General features: G+C 68.8%; 19 protein-coding genes and 2 pseudogenes. 14 read left to right on the top strand and 7 right to left on the bottom strand.

The features are described 5' to 3' along the window. Window positions 1-83: 83 nt before the first annotated feature. The 5 genes and pseudogenes from BBK14_RS29215 to BBK14_RS29195 form a co-directional block, all read right to left on the bottom strand. On the bottom strand, window positions 84-1,202 hold the full coding sequence (locus tag BBK14_RS29215) for a phosphotransferase (protein WP_071066414.1): 1,119 nt from the start codon (window positions 1,200-1,202) through the stop codon (window positions 84-86). Continuing rightward, window positions 1,199-1,903, bottom strand: a complete 705-nt coding sequence (locus BBK14_RS29210; RefSeq protein WP_071066413.1) for a phosphotransferase family protein — start codon at window positions 1,901-1,903, stop codon at window positions 1,199-1,201. Before BBK14_RS29210 ends, BBK14_RS29215 begins: the two co-directional genes overlap by 4 nt. After that, entirely contained in the window at window positions 1,849-2,184 is a 336-nt protein-coding gene (locus tag BBK14_RS40840) for a protein kinase family protein (protein WP_071066412.1), read from the bottom strand. The genes BBK14_RS29210 and BBK14_RS40840 overlap by 55 nt, the downstream gene beginning before the upstream one ends. Then, window positions 2,181-2,630, bottom strand: a complete 450-nt coding sequence (locus BBK14_RS29200) for a nitroreductase family deazaflavin-dependent oxidoreductase (RefSeq protein WP_071066411.1) — start codon at window positions 2,628-2,630, stop codon at window positions 2,181-2,183. The genes BBK14_RS40840 and BBK14_RS29200 overlap by 4 nt, the downstream gene beginning before the upstream one ends. A 103-nt stretch (window positions 2,631-2,733) precedes the next feature. Then, window positions 2,734-3,648, bottom strand: a pseudogene (locus BBK14_RS29195) (cytochrome P450); the annotation flags it as partial. Between BBK14_RS29195 and BBK14_RS29190 the strand changes: the two are divergent. Continuing rightward, a pseudogene (locus tag BBK14_RS29190) lies at window positions 3,647-4,282 on the top strand (transposase); the annotation flags it as partial. The pseudogenes BBK14_RS29195 and BBK14_RS29190 sit on opposite strands and share 2 nt — an antisense overlap. Window positions 4,283-4,662: 380 nt before the next feature. Here BBK14_RS29190 and BBK14_RS29185 read toward each other — a convergent pair. Further along, window positions 4,663-5,817 (bottom strand): LacI family DNA-binding transcriptional regulator, encoded by a 1,155-nt coding sequence (locus tag BBK14_RS29185; RefSeq protein ID WP_198541470.1) that lies wholly within the window; start codon window positions 5,815-5,817, stop codon window positions 4,663-4,665. Between BBK14_RS29185 and uxaC the strand changes: the two genes are divergently transcribed. From uxaC to BBK14_RS29135, 11 genes are all read left to right on the top strand, one after another. Continuing rightward, entirely contained in the window at window positions 5,809-7,206 is a 1,398-nt protein-coding gene (gene uxaC, locus BBK14_RS29180; RefSeq protein WP_071066409.1) for a glucuronate isomerase, read from the top strand. The genes BBK14_RS29185 and uxaC overlap by 9 nt on opposite strands. Further along, window positions 7,203-8,663, top strand: a complete 1,461-nt coding sequence (locus BBK14_RS29175) for a mannitol dehydrogenase family protein (protein WP_116430172.1) — start codon at window positions 7,203-7,205, stop codon at window positions 8,661-8,663. Before uxaC ends, BBK14_RS29175 begins: the two co-directional genes overlap by 4 nt. Window positions 8,664-8,714: 51 nt before the next feature. Then, a complete protein-coding gene (locus BBK14_RS29170; RefSeq protein WP_071066408.1) occupies window positions 8,715-10,262 on the top strand; it encodes an ABC transporter substrate-binding protein in 1,548 nt (515 codons plus the stop codon). A 66-nt stretch (window positions 10,263-10,328) separates the two neighbouring features. Beyond that, a complete protein-coding gene (locus BBK14_RS29165; protein ID WP_071066407.1) occupies window positions 10,329-11,270 on the top strand; it encodes an ABC transporter permease in 942 nt (313 codons plus the stop codon). Next, on the top strand, window positions 11,267-13,171 hold the full coding sequence (locus BBK14_RS29160; RefSeq protein ID WP_116430171.1) for a dipeptide/oligopeptide/nickel ABC transporter permease/ATP-binding protein: 1,905 nt from the start codon (window positions 11,267-11,269) through the stop codon (window positions 13,169-13,171). Before BBK14_RS29165 ends, BBK14_RS29160 begins: the two co-directional genes overlap by 4 nt. Further along, a complete protein-coding gene (locus BBK14_RS29155) occupies window positions 13,168-14,001 on the top strand; it encodes an ATP-binding cassette domain-containing protein (protein ID WP_071066405.1) in 834 nt (277 codons plus the stop codon). The genes BBK14_RS29160 and BBK14_RS29155 overlap by 4 nt, the downstream gene beginning before the upstream one ends. Window positions 14,002-14,142: 141 nt before the next feature. Continuing rightward, complete coding sequence (locus BBK14_RS29150) at window positions 14,143-14,952, top strand: family 1 glycosylhydrolase (RefSeq protein WP_338045514.1); 810 nt, start codon at window positions 14,143-14,145, stop codon at window positions 14,950-14,952. Further along, window positions 14,949-15,344, top strand: a complete 396-nt coding sequence (locus BBK14_RS43035; protein WP_338045513.1) for a family 1 glycosylhydrolase — start codon at window positions 14,949-14,951, stop codon at window positions 15,342-15,344. The genes BBK14_RS29150 and BBK14_RS43035 overlap by 4 nt, the downstream gene beginning before the upstream one ends. Window positions 15,345-15,461: 117 nt before the next feature. Then, window positions 15,462-17,252, top strand: a complete 1,791-nt coding sequence (uidA, locus tag BBK14_RS29145; protein ID WP_071066404.1) for a beta-glucuronidase — start codon at window positions 15,462-15,464, stop codon at window positions 17,250-17,252. A 72-nt stretch (window positions 17,253-17,324) separates the two neighbouring features. Further along, window positions 17,325-18,563 (top strand): D-mannonate dehydratase ManD, encoded by a 1,239-nt coding sequence (manD, locus tag BBK14_RS29140; protein ID WP_071066403.1) that lies wholly within the window; start codon window positions 17,325-17,327, stop codon window positions 18,561-18,563. A gap of 42 nt (window positions 18,564-18,605) precedes the next feature. Next, window positions 18,606-19,103, top strand: coding sequence for a gluconokinase (locus tag BBK14_RS29135; protein ID WP_071066402.1), 498 nt, complete (start codon window positions 18,606-18,608; stop codon window positions 19,101-19,103). On the opposite strand, the gene BBK14_RS29130 is transcribed toward BBK14_RS29135, so the two are convergent. Further along, a complete protein-coding gene (locus BBK14_RS29130) occupies window positions 19,069-19,707 on the bottom strand; it encodes a hypothetical protein (protein WP_198541474.1) in 639 nt (212 codons plus the stop codon). The two genes, BBK14_RS29135 and BBK14_RS29130, sit on opposite strands and share 35 nt — an antisense overlap. A gap of 139 nt (window positions 19,708-19,846) precedes the next feature. On the opposite strand from BBK14_RS29130, the gene BBK14_RS43030 reads away from it, so the two are divergent. After that, complete coding sequence (locus tag BBK14_RS43030) at window positions 19,847-20,050, top strand: hypothetical protein (protein WP_241831931.1); 204 nt, start codon at window positions 19,847-19,849, stop codon at window positions 20,048-20,050. Window positions 20,051-20,427: 377 nt separating this feature from the next. Continuing rightward, complete coding sequence (locus BBK14_RS29120; RefSeq protein WP_071066399.1) at window positions 20,428-22,044, top strand: hypothetical protein; 1,617 nt, start codon at window positions 20,428-20,430, stop codon at window positions 22,042-22,044. Window positions 22,045-22,187: the final 143 nt, after the last annotated feature.

Genomic DNA, 22,187 nt, shown 5'->3' with positions numbered 1-22,187 from the left:
CATCATCATTTTACATTTGTATAGCATGAGGTCGATGCCTGTATAGAGGGTCCGGCGCCGGGCTGTGCCTGAGCCTGCTGAAATCAGACCCCGAGCAGGTCCAGGCTCGCATGCTGTGCGGCCGCGAGGCTCAGCCGGCCGGTGAGGTGCTCGATGATTGGGCGGTCTACGGCGCGGGTGATCGACCAGAGATAGTAGCCATAGGGCAGGTGCGCCCGGTACGCACACCAGGCATCGTCGCGCGGAGGCGGAGTGACGCCTCGCGTAGCGAGGCGGTCGAGGTAGTGGTCGAGGAGGCCGCGTTCAGCCCGTCCCCGCTCGTCGGGGTCGAGGACGGCTGCCAGGTGATAACTGACGTCGAGCGCCCAGACGCCGTACTGCACGACCTGCCAGTCGATGAGTCCGGGACTACCGTCGGCGAGGCGGTAGACGTTGCCGGTGTGCAGATCTCCATGAACCAGGCAGCGCGGTTGGTCCACCCCGACCCGGGCCAACGCGTGCATCGCGGCGATCAGGCGGTCGGCGCGGCGCGTGGAGTCGTCGACGTCGGGCGCACGCCCGTCGTCGAGCTGGCCCTGCAGATAGTCAGCGTTCATCAGGCCCGCGAGCGTCGCCAGCCGCGGCGGGAACAGTGTCGCGGCTACGGCCTTGTCCACACCGGGCGCCGTGTCCGTTCCCGCCCCGCCACCGGCGGCCGTCCAGGTGGCCGCGTGCAGGGCCGCGAGCTGGTCCAGGGTCGCGGCGGCCTGGTCGGCGCTGTAGTCGACGGTCGGGTCGAGAAAGGTCGCGCCGGCCTCGACGAGGTCGGTCATGATGATCAGGGCGTGGCCGGTCTCGCTGTCGACGGCGGCGTGCAGGCAGGGCGGCGTGTGCACGGGGAGCACCGGGGCGAGCTGCCGGTAGAAGTCGGCCTCGGTGCTGCTGGAGCGGCCATGCATCGCCGGGTTGAAGTAGCCCTTCGCGCACAGGTCGGTGGGGGCGTTGACGCCCGGCTGCGGGTCGGCGTAATGCAGGCGGAAGCGCACTTTGGTCGCGACGGTCTCCAGTCGTTGAGTCACCTCGGTGCCGGTGACGACCGCGCCGGGGCGGTCGAGCATCGCCGTGAGCCATTCCGGCGACAGTACGGTGGTCTCGTCGCGCGGCGCGGGTCCGCCGGGGAGGGCGTGCCCGCCGGCGATGGTCAGGGCGTTGTCCGTCGTCATGCAGACTCCTCTGGGGGAGTGAGTTCGGCGAGCCGGCAGGCACGGGTCAGAAACATGTTCCGGGCTGCGCCCTCGGCCTTGGGAATCCTCAGCGATCGTTGGCTGCGGAGGGCCAGCAGACCGGTCTTCACCCCGGCGAAGACCTCGTACCAGTGCAGGTCGTGCACCGTACGGCCGGTGAGCTCCCGCCAGGCGTCGATGGTCTCCTCCCGGCCGCCGAGCCCGTCGAGCCGTGGCACCCCGTGATCAGTGCTGTGGATGTCGCCGAAGAACAGCCACCAGCCGAGGTCGGTGAGCGGGTCGGCGAGCGAGGCCTGCTCCCAGTCCATCACCCCGACGACCTCGTAGTCGGGCCCGAACATCATGTTGCCGATCCGGGCGTCGCCCCAGGCGAGGCCCGGGACAGTGCGGCTGGGCCGGTGATCGACAAGCCAGTCCAGCAGAGTCCGGATGATGGGCGGGACCTCGTCGCCGAGCGCCCAGGCGGCGAACTGGCGCCAGTAGGTGACCTGCTGGTCCAGGCCGTCCACGCCGCGCTGGGGCCGGTCGACGAGGCGGACGTCATCGACCGGGACGCGGTGGATCGCGGCCAACTGCCCGACGGCGCTCTCCCAGAGCCGGCGTCGCTGCGCCGAGGTCGCCTCGGTCAGCCAGCCGGTGGCGTTGTAGACCGGGAAGCTGACCGGTACCCGACCGTGCATGCGGCGCATGATGAAGAAGGGCGTCCGAGCACCACGGGGTCGGCCTCGAACCAGAGCATCTCGGGAACCTTCACCGAGCCCAGCCGGTGCAGGATCGAGAGGAGTTCGTACTGCATCTCGAACTCGGGGTCGAGGAACATCCGGTACTCGGGCGCCGGCGAGACCCGTAGAACGAGATCCGCGACCTGTTCGAGGCCCGCCGCGCTGTACCGGGCCTCGAACAGAATGGTCTCGTTCGAGGCCCCGGCGCCGACCGGCGCACTCGGTAACTGGGCGGTCATGCTGTTGCCTCCGCACCTCGGCTGAGCACTACCAGCGGGATGACCCGCTCGGTGCGGGACTGGTAGACGTCGTAGTTGGGCCACGACTCCGTCATGATCTTCCAGAGACGGGGCTTCTCCTCCGGCGTCGCGGTGCGGGCCGTCACCGCGATCCGCTCGGCCCTGACCTGGATCTCCGCCTGTGGGTCCGTCTGGAGGTTCAGGTACCAGGCAGGGTGCCGGGGCGCCCCTCCGGTGGAGGCGATGACGAGGAAGTCGTCGCCGTCCCGGCCGAAGATGAGGGGCGAGGTGCGTGCCTGCCCGCTGCGGCGGCCGGTCGTGGTGAGCAGCAAGGTCGGCACACCGTTCCACAGATAGCCGACCTCGCCGTCGGTCTCCCGGTACGCACGGATGTGGTCCTCGCCCAGCAGTAGCAGATCGGGTCTGACGTAGTTCGGTTCGCTCACGGAGTGCTCCGGGTGTCGATGGTCATCGTCGGGACAGGCGGACTGGCGGACCGGCCGGCGGGTGCTCCTTCCCCGCGTCTCCGCGGGTGGTCCACCCGGGCCGTCAGCCGAACCGGACCGGAAGGGCCGTCGCGCCGCGCTCGTACATGCCGATGAAGCGCGGCGCCTCGGCGTCCGGGTTCAGCCGCAGGTTCGGCAGCCGGTCGAGCAACGCGCTGATCCCGACCCGCATCTCCGCTCGGGCGACGTGCATGCCCAGGCAGACATGGGCGCCGCCGCCGAAGGCGAACGACGGCCGCAGCGTGCGGTGGATGTCGTACTCGTCGGGCCGGTCCCAGCGGGCCGGGTCCCGGTTCGCCGCGCCCAGGCAGATGTGCAGCACCGACCCCTTCGGCAGGCGCACGCCGTGGAAGTCGACGTCCCGGGTGACATAGCGGGAGAACATCGGGTCGGTCGGTGTCCAGCGCAGCGACTCCTCGATCGCCAGGCGCAGCAGCGACCGGTCCGCACGGACCGCGTCGAATGCGTCCGGCCTGGTCAGCAGCGCGGCGAGGGTGATGCCCATCTGCTTCCAGGTGGTGCCGGAGCCGGCCGCGAGCAGTAGCAGAGAGAAGGAGTAGATCTCGGCGTCGGACAGCCGGTGGCGGCTGCCGTCCTCGTCGGTCGTCTCGGCCTGAACCAGGATGCTGATCAGGTCATCCTGCGGGGATTCACGGCGGGCGGCGACGATGGGGCGCAGGATCTCGATGATGCGGTCGGGCTCGGCGAGCGCGGCACGGATGTCCAGCGCCCGCTCGACCGGCACGCCGAAGCTTCCAGCGATTGTCAGGACCGGGATCGCGGCGCAGAAGTCGACGTTCAGCTCGGCTTCGCCGTCGCCCTCGAAGCTGTCGATCAGCAGGTGGACCGTCTGCTCGATCCAGTTGCGGATCCACCACTGCGCTTTGTTGGGCACGAAGGACGGCTGGACGAGCGCCCGGTAGCGACGGTGCTCCGTGCCGCCCATCGACAGCATGCTGGCCTACTCGGTCGGGTTCACCCTGCCCGAGAGCACCGCCGAGCTGATCGCGAAGGTTCCTGCGGGGGCGTGGACACCGGCCTATGACGGTGACGGGCAGCCCCGCGACGGCGCGTGGGTCGCCGAGCTGACCGGGCTGATGGACCTGTCCGGCTGGCCGGAGGGCATGCGGGTCATCGTGCGTAAGGAACGCCCGCACCCCGACGCCCAGCTACGGATCGTCGATCCCGACGGTAACCGCTGCACCGCGTTCGCGACCAACACCCGCCGCGGGCAGCTCGCCGACCTGGAACTGCGTCACCGCCGGCGGGCCCGCTGCGAGGACCGCATCCGCGCCGCCAAGGACACCGGTCTGACCAACCTGCCCCTGCACGACTTCACCCAGAACAGGGTCTGGTGCGCCGTCGTCGCGCTCGCCCTGGACCTGATCGCCTGGACCCAGATGCTCGCCCTGGCCGGCCACACCGCACGCCGCTGGGAACCGAAACGCCTACGGCACAGGCTGTTCACCATCGCCGGACGCGTCGCCCACCACGCCCGCAAGACCGTGGTACACCTGCCCGCCCACCATCCCTGGGCAGCGCTGGCCGTCCAGGCCCTGACCGTCCTACGTGCGCTGCCCGACCCCGGATAGCCACCCAGACCTGCCCTGCCCCGACGACCCGCACCACCTCCGGCCGTGGACCGGCGCCCAAGCCCGCGCGACAGCGGGCTACCCCGTCACAGCTCGACCACACAACTCAACATCAAAAACGGGGCGGGACGACCGACAAACCGACCCAGCCACCAGGCGAAAGATCGAGGTTAAGGAACGTTGCACTAGCCCGGACAAGATCCACCATCTGCTGGCGGAACTCCTCCGTGTACGGCGGTTTTGATCTCGACACCTGAACTCCTCCCTGGGATCCTTATCCCAAAGGGCCCAGGTGTGAACGGGAGCGGGCCAACTTCACCCGATAGTCGGACACTGCCGGGGAATCGCGTGTGGTCCCTGCTTGGCAGGCCCCACCCCGGTCAGTGTCGCGGCTCGGCGGTGGACTCCCGTATGACGAGATGGGTCGGGAGGTCCGGAGCTTCTGCGTCCGTGTGTCCGTTCGCCTCGACGAGGAGCCGGCGCATCGCCGCCTCGCCGACGTCGGCGAGCGGGCTGTGCACGGTCGTCAGCGACGGAGTCGTGAAGTCGGCGCCGTAGATGTCATCGAACCCGATGATGCTCAACTGTCCGGGAACATCGATGCTCTGGCGTTTGTACTCCCGCAGCACGCCGAGCGCCATCAGATCGTTGTAGGCGATGACCGCGGTGACACGGGAGGCGAGGATGCGTCGGATGACTCCCGCGCCGCCACCGGTGGTCGGATCCTCGACGGGGATCTCCACGATCGACAGGCCACGTGCCAGGCACTCGTCGAGCAGTGTGTTCCAACGACGGTGGTTCATCCACGACGCGGTGGGCCCGGACAGATAGCCGATGGAGCGGTGCCCGAGCTCCTGGAGGTGATTGATCGCCTGCGTGAGCCCGGGGGTGACGTCCAGAATCACGGAAGGAATTCCGTCGACGCGTCGGTTCGCGATGACGAGAGGCTTGGTGTCGGCGAGTTCGTTGATCTGTGCGTCGGTGAGCCGTGACGCGACCAGAAGCAGGCCGTCGACCGACGACTGCAGGCGTCTGGCGATTCCGAACTCCAATGTCGGCGACTCCTGGGAATCGGCGAAAACGAGGGTGTGGCCGGCCCCTGACGCCACGCGTTCGGCGCCCCGGAGAACGTCGAAGTAAACGGGGTTGGCTATGTCCGAGATCAGCACCGCGACCATACCGGTCCTCCCTGTCGGCAGAGCGCGCGCCAACGGGTTGACCTGGTATCCGAGCGCGTAGGCGGCATCGTTGATGCGTTGCTCGGTCTTCGCGTTGATCCGTCCGGGTTTGTTCAGCGCGCGGGATACCGTCGACGGGCTGACGCCTACCGCCTTCGCGATGTCGTAGATGGTCGCGGATGGCTTTCGGCCACCGGTCTCGCGGCCGCTGGTGGTCTTTCTGTCGCTCACGCGTACCTCATGTCGTCGTCCCGGGCGTCCCCTGCTGCGATCTTCATGATCGCATACCGGGAGGCCGCGGCTTGGCAACCGATTGACAAACGCTGCGTGACCATGTGGGATGCGCTCATGCTCCAACCCCAGCGGCGCGACCCCGATCGTCTCCTCCCCGCCGACCCTCGCACTCGGGAGATCGCGCGCGGGCTGTATGAGCGTGTCCGCCGCGCCCCGATCGTCTCGCCCCATGGTCATGTGCCGGTCTCGTGGCTCGTCGAGGACGCCCCTTTCGCGGATCCGGCCGATCTGCTCGTCACCCACGACCATTACGTCACGCGCCTGCTGCACGCGTCGGGCGTCGATCTCGCCCGGCTCGGCGTGGGCCCCTTCCGCGCCGAGCCGCGGGAGGTCTGGCGCATCCTCGCGGAGCACTGGCATCTGTTCGCGGGCACGGCCTCGGGGTACTGGATCGAGGAGGAGCTTGACCAGGTTCTCGGCGTCGACCTGGAGTTCGGCCTCGAGACGGCGGACGCCGTCTACGACCTGATCGGCAAGAAGCTCGCCACACCGGAGTTCCGGCCCCGCGCGTTGTTGGAGAGGTTCGGCATCGAGGTGCTCGCCACCTCGGACGACCCGCTCGACGATCTGGCTGGGCACGCGGCGCTGGCGGCGTGCGGCCTGCCTACACGGGTCTTACCCACCTTCCGTCCGGACCGCTACCTGGATCCGGACGCGCCCGGCTTCCGGGACGCGGTGGAACGGCTCCTGGCCACGGCCTACCAACCCACGACCTTCGCCGGCTACCTCGCCGCGCTCGAGGGTCGTCGCGAGCACTTCCGCCGGCACGGCGCGGTGTCGGCCGACCACGGAGTCGAGGAGCCTTACACCGTCGACCTGGACCCGGCGGAGGCGGCCCGCCTGTTCCAGGAAGTCGTCGGCGGGGCGGCGGACGCCGCCGAGCGGCGCGCCTTCCGCGGCCACATGCTGCTGCAGATGGCGCGGWTGAGCGTCGACGACGGGCTGGTCATGACGCTGCACGCGGGCGTCCTACGCAACCACAGCACGCCGACCCTCGCGCGATTCGGGCCCGACAGCGGCCACGACATCCCCGTGCGCACCGACTTCGTGCGGGGGCTCCGTCCTCTCCTACAGCGTTTCGGGCTGGCCCGGGAGTTCCACCTGGTGTTGTTCGCCGTCGACGAGACCGTGTACTCCCGGGAGATCGCGCCGCTGGCCGGCTTTTACCCGAGCGTCTACATCGGTGCCCCGTGGTGGTTCCTCGACGCCCCGGACGCGATCGCCCGCTTCCGCTCGGCGGTGACGGAGACCGCCGGATTCTCGCGGGGCTCCGGGTTCGTCGACGACACCCGCGCCTTCCTCTCGATACCGGCGCGCCACGACACGGCGAGACGCGTCGACGCGGCCTTCCTCGCGCGCCTCGTGGTGGAGGGCAGGGTGACACAGCCCGCGGCGGAGCGGATCGCTGACGACATCGTCGGCCCGCAGCCCAGAAGGGTGTTCAAGCTGTGACCGGGCCCGTCGACGCCCACCCCGCGCCGTACCGCCCCCTGCCGCACCAGCCCGGCCCGTACCAGCCGGTCCCACGCCGCGGCGCCCTGCGTCGCACCACGCCGGCCCCGCCGGTACGGATCGTGCACCTCGGCCTGGGCGCTTTCTGCCGCTCGCACACCGCGTGGTACACGCACCACGCGGCGGACTCATCCGACTGGGGAATCGCGGCCTACGCCGGGCGCACACGCAGCCGGGATCTGACCGCTCGTCTCGCCCGTCAGAACGGTCTGTACAGCATCGTCGAGCGCGGGCCAGTGCGTGACCGCGTCGAGGTGATCGGGAGCATCGTGCGCGCCCACTCCGGCGGCGACGTTCCCCGTCTCGTCGCGGATCTCTCCGCCGCGGCGACGGCGATCATCACACTCACCATAACCGAGACCGGCTACCGGCTGCGCGCCGACGACACCCCCGACTGGGACGACCCGAGCGTCGTCGCAGACGCCGAGATCCTGCGCGGCGTCGCCCGGGGAACCGTCACCACCAGCGACGCGCGGCCGGTGACGGCCCTCGGGCGCCTGCTGCTCGGTCTGGACGCCCGCCGGCGCGCCGGCTCCGGGCCGGTCGCGGTCGTGTCCTGCGACAATCTCTCCGACAACGGCGGGCGCCTGCGGCGGGGCCTGTCCGCGCTCGCGGCCGGTTGCCTTCCCGAGACGGCCGCGTGGATCGCGGAACACGCCGCCTTCGTCTCCAGCTCGGTCGACCGGATCACGCCGCGGCTGGCGGCGGACGAGGCAGCGGCGCTCGCCGCGGAGTACGCCGACGAGGCCGTGGTCGTCACCGAGCCCTTCCGGGACTGGATCCTGTGCGGGCGGTTCCCCGCGGGCCGGCCGGCGTGGGAGGCCGCCCAGGCGCGGTTCGTCGCCGATATCGAACCGTGGGAGGCCCGCAAGCTGTGGCTGCTCAACGGTGCCCACACGCTGCTCGCCTGCCTGGGGCTGGTGCGCGGGCACGACACGGTCGCGCGGGCGGTCGCCGACCCCGTGTGCCGCGACGCGGTGAACCGGCTGTGGAACGAGGCGGAGCGGCACCTGCCCGACGGGCTCGACGTCCCGGCCTACCGCCGCGCGCTGCTCGAGCGATTCGAGAACCCGCGCATCGAGCACCCGCTCGCGCAGATCGCGATCGACACGCTCACGAAGCTCCGGCTGCGCGTCGTCCCCGTCGCCGAGCGCGAGCTGGCGGCGGGCCGCGAGGCCGCCGGCTGCGCCACGGCGATCGCGGCCTGGGTCGTTGCCGCCCGGCGAGGGGCGCTGCCCCAGGACGCGTCGTCCGAGTCGGTGCGGCGGGCCGCCGGAGCGCCCGATCCCGTGCTGTCCATGCTGACGCTGCTGAGCGCTGAGCTCGCGAAGCGGCGGCGGCCGTTCCAGAGTCGGATCGCCGCGGCGCAGGCGCGGATCGATCTGGCAGATCCCTGAAGAGCGGCAACCGGTTGCCGTCCATCGCATACCCAGAAGGAGATCTGAGCCATGCGCACGCAGCCATCACGACGACGGACAGCGCGGGCGTTCTTATCGACGCTCGTCGCGGGGGCCGTCGCCGTCACCCTTGTCGGCTGTTCGGGATCCACGGAGAACTCCGCCTCCGGGCCCCCGGACGAGCTCGTGATCGCCGCCCAGGCGGCACCGAACTCCCTCGACCCCGCGCAGCTCGTCGACAACGAGTCCGCCTACATCTGGGGCTCCGTGTTCGACACGCTCCTGAGCAAGGAGAACGGGACGGGTGAGCTCAGGCCGAACGCCGCGGAGAGCTGGCAGTACAACGAGGACGGCACCGAGCTGACCCTGGAGCTCCGCGCCGGCATGACCTTCAGCGACGGCGGCCCCGTCGACGCGCACGCCGTCGTCGCGACGATGCAGCGGTCGAAGGACACCCCCGGCCTCGCGCAGCCCAAGTTCGAGTACGTAGAGCGGATCTCGGCGGTCGACGACGATACCGTGCTGGTGGAGTTCACCGAACACGACCCGCGCTTCCTGGGAACGCTGGCCATGGGCCTCGGCGTCGTCGGCGACCCCGACACGCTCGACGACCCGCGTACGGCGACCGACCCGATCGGTTCCGGGCCGTACCGCCTCGACACCGCGGCGACGGTGCCGGGTGAGACCTACGTCCTCGTCCGGCGCGACGACTACTGGAACGTCGACGCCTATCCGTTCGCCACGGTGCGGKTGCGCAGGTTCCAGGACCCGACGGCGTCCTTCAACGCGCTGCAGACCGGGCAGGTGAACGTGGCGACGCTGCGTGCCCAGATGGTGCGCCAGGTGGACACCGGTGCGGTCACCCTCACCAGGTGGGAAGCGCAGACGATGGCGTTCATCAACATCCTGGACCGCGGCGGTGAGAAGTTCCCCGCGCTGGGTGACGTCCGGGTCCGACAGGCGATCAACCACGCGCTMGATCGCGAGGGGATCGTGCAGGGCATTCTCGGAGGTCAGGCCATTCCGACCACCCAGACGTTCAACACGTTCAACGGCGTCTATGACGAGTCCCTCGACGACGCCTATCCCTACGACCCGGACAGGGGTCGGGCGCTGGTCGAGGAGGCGGGTTACGCGGGCGCTACGCTCGACATGCCGAGCACGATCCTCTCCCAGCAGTTCGAGGCTGTGCTGAGTCAGGCGTTGGAGGGCATCGGCCTGCGGCTGAACTGGAAGCCGGTGCCTCCGCAGCAGACGCAGAGTGTCCTGACCTCCGGTGAGTACGGCCTGTCCTTCCAGTACCTCGGGTTCTCCGCCGCGGCGGATGAGGCGATCAACATCTACGGCCCCGGCGGGTTCAACAACCCCAGGAACTACACGGACGCGCGGCTGGACGAGCTCTTCGGTGAGATCAGGTCGCACGTGGAGTTCGACGAGGCCCTGCCGATCTACCGCGAGCTCGACGAGTACGTGGTCAGCCAGGCGCTGACCGCCCCGATCGCCATGGTGGGGCTGGTCTGGGGAACTCGCGACGGCGTCGTCATGCGCGACAACGGCGCGAACGGCCTCCGGACTGTGGCGCTGTTCGGCGTCGAATAGCGCTGCCAGCCGTGGGTGCGGGGTGGCCCGCCGCCCCGCACCCACGGCGGATCTCGGAGGAAGACGATGCTCTTGTACGTTCTTCGCAGGCTCGCGCTGGGAGTCGTGCTCGCCCTGCTCGTCACACTTGTCACGTTCCTGCTGCTGAGCTTCTCGTTCGAGGACGTCGTGCGCACGATCCTCGGGCAGTCGGCGACGCCCGACACGGTTGACGCTCTGATGGCGGAGAAAGGCTACGACCGCCCACTGATCGTGCAGTACGGCGAATGGCTGGGTGGTGCGTTCACGGGCGACTTCGGCGACTCGGCCTACACGTCTGTCTCCGTCGCGCCAACGGTTGTCCAACGGCTGGGAGTGACAATGTCAGTCATCATACCGGCATTGCTGATCATGGTGGTTGTCAGTGTTGCGCTGGGGCTGTGGTCGGCTGCGCGAGGTGGGGTGGCAGACCGGGTCGCGCAGCTCATCTCGCTGATCGGCTACGTGGTGCCCCCGCTGCTGCTGGCGATCGTCCTGGTCTACGTCCTCGGTGTCCGGCTGAAGTGGTTGCCGGCCACGGGTTTCACGGAGTTCGGTGACGATCCCGCCGCCTGGGCGCGTAGCGTTACGATTCCCGTGACCGTTCTCGTCATCGGCGGCATCGCGAACATGACGGCGCAGGTGCGCGGCCGGATGATCGACGAGCTGCGTCGCGACTACATACGTACGCTGCGGACCCGCGGTGTCTCCACCCGCTCCATTCTCCTCAGGCACGCGCTGCGCAACGCGGCCAGCCCTGCTCTCACGGTACTGTCACTGGAGTTCATCCAGATCTTCGGCAGTGCCCTGATCATCGAGAACGTGTTCGCGCTGCCCGGCTTCGGGAGCTATGCGTTCAACGCGTCGCTGCAGGGCGACATTCCGATCATCATGTGCGTCACGACCTTCGGCGTGCTGCTCGTGATCGCGGTCAATCTCATCACCGACCTGGCCAACGGCTGGCTCAACCCGAAGGCGCGAGTCCATTGAGTAACGCACCGGCCCCGAACACGGACACGATCTCCGTGCCCGGCACGGAGACGACCGCGGCCCGGGACACGTCCGCCCCGGTGACGCGCGTGCCCACCTGGCGCAGGCTCCTGCGCGACCCGCAGGCGGTTGTCACCCTGGCCATCCTCGTCCTGATCGTCGTGCTGGGGATACTGGCCCCGCTGCTCGCGCAGCACAGCCCGAACCACGCCGAGCTCAGTATGATCAACGCGCCGGTCGGTGAGTCCGGCTACCTGCTGGGCGGAGACGAGACGGGCCGCGACATCTTCTCGCGCCTGCTGTACTCGATCAACACCGCCGCGGTCTCCGCGCTGATCGGCGCGGGGGTCGCCCTTGTCGTCGGCGTGCTGGCGGGGCTCCTGGGCGGTTACTTCGGCACGTACACGCGCGCCGTCACGGAATGGCTGTTCAGCCTCATCATGACCTTTCCGGGCGTGCTGCTGCTCATCATCCTGATGCCCCTCACCGGCGGGGACTACCGCTGGACGATGCTGATCTTCGGTGTGCTGCTCTCGCCCGCCATGTACCGCATCGTGCGCAACCTCGTGCTCGGCGTGCGCAACGAGCTCTATGTCGACGCCGCGCGTGTGTCGGGCCTGAGCGACGTGCGCATCCTGGGCCGCCATGTGCTGTCGGCCGTGCGCGGTCCGGTCATCATCGCGGCGGCCTTCATGGCGGGGGCCTCCATCGGGGTGCAGTCGGGACTGGCTTTCCTGGGCGTGGGGTCGAAGCAGGAAGCCAGTTTCGGTGTGATGATCAAGTCGGGCTTCGACAACCTCTACATCGAGCCGACGCAGTTCCTCTGGCCGACGCTCGTGCTCGGCGTCATCACCGCCTCGCTCGTGCTGCTCGGCAACGCGCTGCGCGACACGCTCGAAGGGTCGACGCCCCGACCGGTCAGGACCGGGGCCGGTCTGCGAGCGGTGACACCGCCGGCGCCGGCACCGGCCACCACAACCGACGCCACCACAACCGGCGCCGTCACCGCCGACGCCGTTGGCACCGGKACCGCCGGCACGGCGACCGCCACCGACGAGTCTCCCGCGCTGCTGCGGATCCGGGATCTTGCCATCGCCTACCCGACGCCGGGCGGTGCGCTGACGGAAGTGGTCACGAACGTGAACCTCACCCTGTCCGCGGGGGAGGCCCTGGGGCTCGTCGGCGAGTCCGGCTCCGGGAAGTCGCAGACCGCCTTCGCGACGCTCGGCGTGCTGCCACCCGAGGCGGTCGTCACCCGCGGCTCGATCCGTCTCGACGGACGCGAGCTGATCGGGTTGAGGGACGCCGCGCTGCGTCCCCTGCGCGGCCGAGTGATCGCGTACATCCCGCAGGAACCGATGTCGAACCTCGACCCGTCGTACAAGGTCGGCGCGCAGCTCGTCGAGGGCGTGCGCACGGCGCTGAAGGTCTCGGCGAAGGACGCGAAGGCGCAGATGCTCGGGCTGCTCGAACGATGCGGCATCGCCGATCCCGCCCGCACGTTCGACTCCTACCCGCACCAGATCTCCGGCGGCATGGCGCAGCGTGTGCTGATCGCCGGCGCGGTAGCGAGCCGGCCGAAGCTGCTGATCGCCGACGAGCCGACGACCGCGCTCGACGTCACGGTGCAGGCCGAGATCCTCGACCTGCTGCGCGACCTGCAGGCCGAGCTCGACATGGCCGTGCTCCTGGTCACGCACAACTTCGGCGTGGTGGCCGACATCTGCGACCGGATCGCGGTCATGCGCGCGGGCGAGATCGTCGAGACGGGCGACCTGACCACGGTGTTCCGGGAGCCTCGGCACGCGTACACCCGGATGCTGCTCGACGCGATCCTCGACGAGGACGTCGTACGTACCGACCTGCCCGCCAGCGCCGCCCGCGGAGGAGGAACACGGTGACCCTACTCGCTGTGACGGACCTGCGGGTCGCCTTCGCCGGCCGTGGCCTGCGGGCCAGGCCCGTCGAGGTGCTGCACGGCGTCTCGTTCGAGGTGGCGGCGGGGGAGACCCTCGGGCTGGTGGGCGAGTCCGGCTCCGGCAAGACGACGATCGGCCGCGCCGTGCTCGGGCTCGTCCGCCCCTCGGGCGGGAGCATCCGCTTCGAGGGCCGTGAGACGGTCGGCCTCGGCGGGCGCGAGCGCCGCGCGCTGGCCAGGGACATCCAGGTCGTCTTCCAGGACCCCTACACCTCCCTCAACCCGTCGATGACGATCGGCGACATCCTTGCCGAGCCGCTTGTGATACAGGGCGCCACCCGGCGTGACGCGCACACGCGGGTGCGAGCCCTGCTCGACCAGGTGGGGCTGCCCGCCGACGCCGTCGAACGGCTGCCGCGGGAGTTCTCCGGCGGGCAGCGCCAGCGGATCGCGATCGCCCGCGCGCTGGCCCCCGGGCCGAAGCTCATCGTGTGCGACGAGCCGCTCTCGGCGCTCGACCTGTCCACGCAGGCGCTCGTGCTCGACCTGCTCATCGAGATCCAGCGGGCCGCCGGTGTGGCGTACTTGTTCATCTCCCACGACCTCGCGGTCGTGCGCCACATCAGCCACCGCGTCGCGGTGCTGTACCGCGGCGATCTCGTCGAGACGGGTCCCGCGGCCGACGTGACCTCGTCCCCGGAGCATCCATACACCCGCAGACTTCTGCTGTCGGCCCCGCTCGCAGACCCGGTCGAGCAGCGGCGCCGCCGTGAGGAACGCCGAGCCCTCGCGGCGGCGGAGGCCCAGGGCTAGCGTCGCCGCGAGGCTTGTCGCTTCTTCGGTGAGGTGACAGCAGAGAGCGATCGCAGTCCGGGCTGACCTGCTCTTGCGGCCCGGATTGGCAAGCGGTTGTTATGTATCTGTCCAGTACCGCCGCGAACCAAGGACGTATGCATGCAGACCTTTCCAACAAAGTTCCTCTGGGGTGCCGCGACCGCCGCGCACCAGATCGAAGGCAACAATCTGAACAGTGATTTCTGGGCCAACGAGGGCCGGCGCCCAGGGATGGAACGCAGCGGCGACGCCTGCGACAGCTACCACCGCTATCCCGAGGACATCGGCCTGCTGGCGGAGGCCGGTCTGAACGCCTATCGCTTCAGCATCGAATGGGCCCGTATTGAGCCCGTTCCGGGGCACTTCTCGAACGCCGTGCTGGCGCACTACCGGCGCATGATCGAGACCTGCTTCGAGAACGGCGTCACGCCGGTCGTCACGCTGCATCACTTCACCGCGCCGCGCTGGTTCGCCGAGGAGGGCGGCTGGCTGGGGGAGCGGGCGATCGACCGGTTCCGGTCCTACGTCGAGGTCGCGACGGGCATCCTCGACGGAGTCGCCTGGGTCTGCACCATGAACGAGCCCAACATGCTCGCGATGATGGTCATGCTCGGGCGGCTCGCGGAAGACCCGGAGGCGCGCGAGAAGTGGCAGAGCCCCACCGTCGACGGCATGCCCCGGCGCCCCTGCCCGCACCCGACCCCGAGATCGGGGAGTGCCTCGTCGAGGCCCATCACGCGGTGCGGGGCCTGGTGCGGGAACGCACCGGGGCCGCGGTGGGCTGGACCGTCGCGAATCGTGCGTTCGTCGCTCGCCCGGGAGGCGAGCAGAAGCTGCGGGAGCTCCGGTGGGTGTGGGAGGATCTCTACCTCGACGCCGCCCGTGACGACGACTTCGTGGGCGTGCAGGCGTACACGAGCCAGTGGGTGACCGCGGAGGGGATCGAGCCCCACGCGCCCTCGCCAGACAACACGCTCGTCGGCACCCCCTACCGGCCGGACGCGCTGGGCATCGCCGTACGGCATACCGCCGAGGTGACGGGCGGCGTGCCGATCCTCGTCACGGAGAACGGCATCGCGGTCGGCGACGACGAGCGCCGCATCGCCTACACCGACACCGCCCTGCGTGGTCTGCGTGACGCCATGGGGGACGGCGTCGACGTCCGCGGGTATCTGCACTGGAGCCTGCTCGACAACTACGAGTGGGGCCATTGGGCGCCCACGTTCGGTCTCATCACGGTGGACCGCGAGACGTTCGAACGGAAACCGAAGCCCAGCCTTCGGTGGCTCGGTGATGTCGCGCGCCGGGGCGGGCTATCGTAGGAAGAGCGCTGCGCGGAACAAATACGATGGCAATCGTTTGCCAGGCAACGGTGGATCTGTTCTAATCTGAAGCGGCCACGGTGCCGTAGTGGCGTTGTTGCGAGGAGATGATCGGTTCTGAGACCCCGTTCGACCCCCACGCGCGAGGTCGTCAACCTCGACGGTCTGTGGCGGTTCGCCCTTGACGCCCAGGCCGGTGACGCTCCATGGTCGGGCGTGCTGGAGACCTCGCTCGAGGCGGCCGTGCCCGCGAGCTACAACGACCAGTTCGTTGATCCCGCGATCCGCGATCACGTCGGCTGGGTGTACTACCAGCGCCGGGTGYGGGTGCCCCGCGGCTGGGCGGGCGAGCGGATCCTTCTGCGGTTCGACGCCGCGACGCACGAGGGGCGGGTGTGGGTCGACGACGCGCTCGTCGCGGAGCATGTCGGCGGGTACACCCCGTTCGAGGCCGACATAACATTGCATGTCACGGCCGGCGAGGAGTTCCGTCTCACCGTCGGTGTCGGCAACGAGCTGACGAACGTCACGATCCCGCCCGGAACGATCTTCGTCTCCCCAGACGGCCGCCGGAAGCAGACCTACCTGCACGACTTCTACAACTACGCGGGCCTGGCGCGGTCGGTGTGGCTTCACAGTACCCCTACCGTGCACGTCGACGACATCACGATCGTCACGGAGGTCGACGGCTCCACCGGCGTGGTGCGCTACGCCGTCGAGATGGTCGGCGACGCCGACGTGCGGGTGCGCGCACTCGACGCGTCGGGTGTCGAGGTGGCGTCGGGTGCGGGCGCCAGCGGCGCCCTGCGCATCGAGGGCGTCACGCTGTGGCAACCCGGGGCGGCCTGCCTCTACGACCTCGTCGTCGAGCTCGTCGACGGCGGCACCGTCATCGACAGCTGTACCGAGGCCTTCGGCGTGCGGACGGTCGAGGTGCGGGGAACGCAGTTCCTCATCAACGGGGAGCCGTTCTACTTCACCGGCTTTGGTAAGCACGAGGACACCGCCGTGCGTGGCAAGGGGCATGACGACGCCTATCTCGTGCACGACTTCCAGCTGCTCGACTGGATCGGCGCCAACTCCTTCCGCACCTCGCACTATCTGTATGCGGAGGAGGTGCTGGAGTTCGCCGACCGCCACGGCATCGTCGTCATCGGCGAGACCGCGGCCGTCGGCCTGAACCTCGGTGTGCAGGCCGGGCTCTCGGGCCGGCCGACGACCCCGTCCTTCTCGCCGGAGACGTTCAACGACGCCACCCAGGCGGCGCACGCCCAGCACATCCGCGAGCTGATCGCCCGCGACAAGAACCACCCGAGCGTCGTGATGTGGTGCATCGCCAACGAGCCGGCCTCGAACGAGGACGGCGCCCGCGAGTACTTCGAGCCCCTCGCGAAGATCACACGCGAGCTGGACCCGACACGGCCGATCACCTACGCCCTCGTCATGTTCGCGACCTTCAAGAACGACCAGATCATCGATCTCTTCGACGTCGTGAGCCTGAACCGCTACTACGGGTGGTATATCGCCAGCGGCGACCTGGCGACGGCCGAAGAGTATCTGCGGGGCGAGATCCAGGGTTGGGTCGACCGGGTCGAGAAGCCCATTATGATGACCGAATACGGTGCCGACACACAACCAGGAATCCACTCCGTCTGGGACCAGCCCTGGACGGAGGAATACCAAACCGCCTACCTCGCGATGAACCACCGCGTTTTCGACCGTTTCCCGCAGTTCGTCGGCGAGCAGGTCTGGAACTTCGCCGACTTCCAGACGTCCAACGGCATCCATCGGGTCGACGGCAACAAGAAGGGCGTCTTCACCCGGGACCGGAAGCCGAAGGCGGCCGCGCACGCGCTGCGCGCCCGCTGGCGTGAGCTCGACGGCCGCAAACCCGCGCGCGACCTCTGATCCCTCCGATCCTCCGATCCCTCTGATCCGCTGGGCGCGGGTGACGCGCTGTCTGAGGACCTGGCAGGAACAATGATCATCGACAGAGCTGAAGTTATCGTCACCAGCCCCGACCGGAACTTCGTCACGCTGCGGCTGACGACCGACGACGGAATTACCGGCCTCGGTGACGCGACGCTGAACGGCCGCGAGCTGGCGGTCGTCAGCTACCTGAAGGACCACGTCGTGCCGCTGCTCCTCGGGCGCGACGCGCACCGGATCGAGGACACCTGGCAGTTCCTCTACCGCGGCGCCTACTGGCGTCGGGGCCCGGTGACGATGGCGGCGATCGCGGCGGTCGACATGGCGCTGTGGGACATCAAGGGCAGGGCGGCGGGCATGCCCGTGTACCAGCTGCTCGGCGGCCCGTCGCGCAACGGCCTGCTCGCCTACGGTCATGCGTCCGGCAAGTCGACCGAGGAACTGTTCGACAGCGTGCGGTCGCATCAGGAACAGGGCTACCGCGCCATCCGTATCCAGACGGGTGTGCCGGGCCTGAAGTCCATCTACGGCATCGCCTCGAACGCCACCTTCGAGGCGAACAAGGGGATGCGCTACGACCACGAGCCCGCCCAGCGGGGCGCGCTGCCGAACGAGGAGGACTGGGACACCCGCAGCTATCTGCGGCACGTGCCGTCGGTGTTCGAGGCGGTGCGGGGCGAGTTCGGGCCCGAACTGCCGCTGCTCCACGACGCGCATCACCGGCTCACTCCGATCCAGGCGGCCCAGCTGGGAAAGTCGCTGGAGCAGTACGACCTGTTCTGGCTGGAGGACGTCACACCGGCGGAGAACCAGGAAGCTCTGCGGCTCGTCCGGCAGCACACGACGACACCACTGGCGATCGGCGAGATCTTCAACACAGTCTGGGACTACCAGCAGATCATCCGTGAGCAACTCATCGATTACGTCCGCAGCGCCGTGACCCACACCGGCGGCATCACGCATCTGAAGAAGGTGCTCGACTACGCCGCGCAGTACCAGATCAAGTCGGGCATGCACGGGCCGACCGACGTCTCGCCCGTGGGAATGGCGGCGGCGATGCACCTGGGGCTCGCGATTCACAACTTCGGCATTCAGGAGTACATGAAGCACGGCGAACGGACGAACCAGGTCTTCCAGCAGTCCTTCACCTGGACCGACGGCTACCTGCACCCGGGTGACAGGCCGGGCCTGGGCGTCGACCTCAACGTCGACGAAGCCGGCAGGTACCCGTACGTCCAGGCCTACCTGCCCTACAACCGGCTGGCGGACGGCACCGTTCACGACTGGTGACCGGACGATGACGAACGACACCGTACCGGGAGGGGAGAGGAGATGTCCGCCCCGCCGCGCATCGTGATCATAGGGGTGTCCGCCAGCGGCAAGTCCACGGTCGCCGACGGGCTCGCGCAACAGCTCGACGTGCCGTTCCGCGACGCGGACGACCTGCACCCCGCGGCGAACATCCGCAAGATGAGCGCCGGTATCGCCCTTACGGACGAGGACCGCTCTCCCTGGCTGGAGGCCGTCGGCAGGGTGCTCGCCGCCGAGCCGTCCGGCATCGTGGTCGCGTGCTCAGCACTCAGGCGCGCCTACCGGGACCAGCTACGCCGCCACGCCCCGGACGTGTGTTTCGTGCACCTGACCGGTTCGCGCGAGCTGCTCACCGCGCGCGCCTCGGCGCGAGGCGGCCACTTCATGCCCGCCTCGCTGCTGGACTCCCAGCTCAGCATCCTCGAGCCGCTCGCCGACGATGAGCCGGGTGTCACGATCGACGTGACACCCGCACCAGACGCCGTCATCCGCGCGGCTGTCGCCGCCCTCTCGCCCTGAGCTGCCAGAAGGCAGCCAACGCCACGATGACGTCGGCGTAGCCCGCCGGCCGGGCTACTGTCCCCGTTGCCGTTCGGTCCAGCGCCTCGTCAAGCAACGCGTCGGCAATGCTGGGGTCGGCATCCGCTACGGTGCCTGCGACCTGGCACAGGTGCTCGATACCGCCGTTTCCGTCCGGAGAGTGGCGGGCCTCGTCTGCGGCGAACGACCACAGGCACCGATCCAGATAGGCGCCGATCCGGTATCCCGCGCCAGGTTTACCCAGCGTCCGCTGCGCGCAGCGTCGGGCGAGTTCCGGGTCGTCGTGCCGGGCGGCGGCGATGAGATCCACGCGCAGCACCATCGGATCGCGATCGCAGGCTCCGAGGTAGTGCTCGGCATCGGCCCAGCAGCGCGCGTCGATCATGATGCGTGTCAGAGCTTCAAAGGTCTGCTGCCGGCCCTGTTTCTCCTGGTGGAGCCGGGTGACCGCTTCGGCGCAGACGGCCGCGGCACGAGCGGCGAACGGCGCCGACCGCTTAGCTGCCGCCGCAGCGAGCGACAGGGCCATCGGCACCGCCGTCATACCGTGGGTGGGGAACGCCGCCAAAGCTTGCTCGGCCACGGCTTCGAATGATGAGGCGCCACACGCGCACACCCTGCTGATACGGAAGTCCACAACCCCCCAGACCCGTGACGGCAGGACCTTCTACGAGTTCGAGTACTTCCTCGTCCACGCGCCCACGGCTACCGCGGTCCCGGACATGGTCGCCGACGCGGGGTCGCGGTGGACGATCGAGGAGGACAACGGCCACGGCAAGGACATCCTCGGTCTCGACCAGTACCAGGTACGGAAGTGGACACCCTGGCATCGGCACATCACGATCAGCATGCTCGCCCAGGCGTTCCTCGCCGCGACCCGGGCCGGCCTGGGAAAAGACCCCGAGCCCCGGGAGGCCGCCCGCTGATCCGGCACTCGGTCCGTTCCATCCGCCGCCTGCTGGCCACCACCCTCCTACGCGCCAGGCACACCATCCCCGACGCTGTGATCACCCGTGAACTATGGCGAATGGCCCACCAGACCCGAGCGCTCCCCAGCCACTACCGGCGCCGCGGCGACCCGATCCCCCTCGCTCTACGCACCTGAACCCGAACCAACCAACCAAGATCTAGGAATGTAGTACTAACGGGGCTTCGCCCCAGCCCGACGAGCATGTTGCTGTGGTCCGGCTGTGATCGTGGGCTCCGGCCGGGTGGTGTGACGGGTTGACGATGAACCCGCCTGTGATGCCGCTACCTGGCGGCGGTTGGCCTGAGGYCTGGCCGTCCCGGACCGGAGCTGACGATGACGCTACCCCGCACCGTCGCCGACGTCCTGGCCCATCACGTGAGCTTCGAGGTGGAGTGCATCGACCGGATGTACCTCAACGTCTATGTGCCCCAGCTCCAGTTCCCTCTCGGCCTGGTCGGGTTCCTCCACCGCCGGCTCGGGATGCGAGTCGCCTCCACCGCCCCGCTGGCGTCGATCACCGAGGGTTTCGTGACCGCGGTCCGGCGGTTCGCCGCCGACCACGACATCCCGATCGTCGACTTCGTGAAGGGGCAACGGAAGGACGACGTGATGCACGAACGGCTCAAGGAATTCACCAGCACCCAGGGGGTGGTGTTCATCGGTCGGGCGCAGGAGAAGACTCCGCTGTTCCGTACGGAAAAGCGCCGCGACGCAGAGGGGAAGACATACCCGTGGATCGTGAAGACCACCGGGGTCGTCAACCACTTCTACTTCTACTGCGTCGACGACGACTTCGGCCCGTTCTTCCTCAAGTTCTGCTCCTACTTCCCCTACAACGCCAAGCTGTGCCTGAACGGGAACCACTGGGCGCAGCGGCAGGCGACCAAGTCCGGGATCGCCTTCACCCCGATGGACAACGCGTTCGCCGCGGTCGAGGACCCGGCCGGCCTTCAGACGATCTGTGACCGGCTCGGCCCGGCCGAGATCGATGGGCTGCTCCGCAAGTGGTTGGACCTCCTGCCGCACCCGTTCACCCCCGACGACCGCGACGCCGGCTACCACTACGACCTCTCGATCCTGCAAGCCGAGTTCTCCCTGACCCAGACCCTCGACCGGCCCCTGTCCGGAAGGATCTTCTTCGAGCAGGTCATCCGGGACAACCTTGACATCGGCCGCCCCGACCAGGTCAGCCTGGTCTTMGACCGGYCCCTGCGCCGGACCGGCCCACGAGCCACCCCGAGCCGGTTCCGAACCCGAATTATCACCAACGGCGTCACACCAAGCCTGCACGTCGACTACAAACACGCCACGATCAAGCAGTACCACAAAGAAGGAAAAGCGCTACGCACCGAGACCACCATCAACGACACCCGTGACTTCGGGATCGGGAAAAGGCTGATCAACCTGCCGGCGTTACGGCGGGTCGGCTTCCACGCCAACCGACGTCTGCTCGACGTCCAGACCATCAGCCACGATCCCACCGACGGCGACACCGCGTTCGCAGCCATCACCGATCCGGTCATCACCGAGACCGGACGACGGGTCGCCGGTATGCGGTTCACCGACCACCGCGTCCAAGCCCTCTTGTCTGCAATCCTCGTCTTCCGTCTGCTGCCACACGGTTTCACCAACCGTGACCTACGCGAGTATCTCGCGCCGCTGCTCGGCCGCGACCCGAGCACCATCACCAGCGGACAGATGAGCTACGACCTACGCCGACTCCGCCTCCACGGCCTGATCGAACGCGTTCCCGGGACTCACCGCTACCAGATCACCCCCGCCGGGCAGCGCCACGCCCTGTTCCTCACCCGCGTCCACAACCGGGTACTACGCACCGGCATCGCCGAACTCGTCGACCGCCACAGCGACCCCCCGCCGCTACGCCGAGCAGCCGACGCCTACGACACCGCCATCAACGAACTCATCCACCACGCCGGACTCGCAGCCTGACCCGCGCGCCCCGAACTTGACCCATCCTTCGCGGCTTCGCCCGCCCAAGCCTTCTAGTAGACTGTAAACCAAAATTCTTTCCGATGACACATAACTAAAGTCGTCACAAGTTGTTGGCGAGCAGCTTCCTGAATTCCCGGTGG

Source organism: Parafrankia soli, from assembly GCF_001854695.1.
Lineage (GTDB): Bacteria > Actinomycetota > Actinomycetes > Frankiales > Frankiaceae > Parafrankia > Parafrankia soli.
This window is presented reverse-complemented; position numbering and strand designations above follow the sequence as displayed.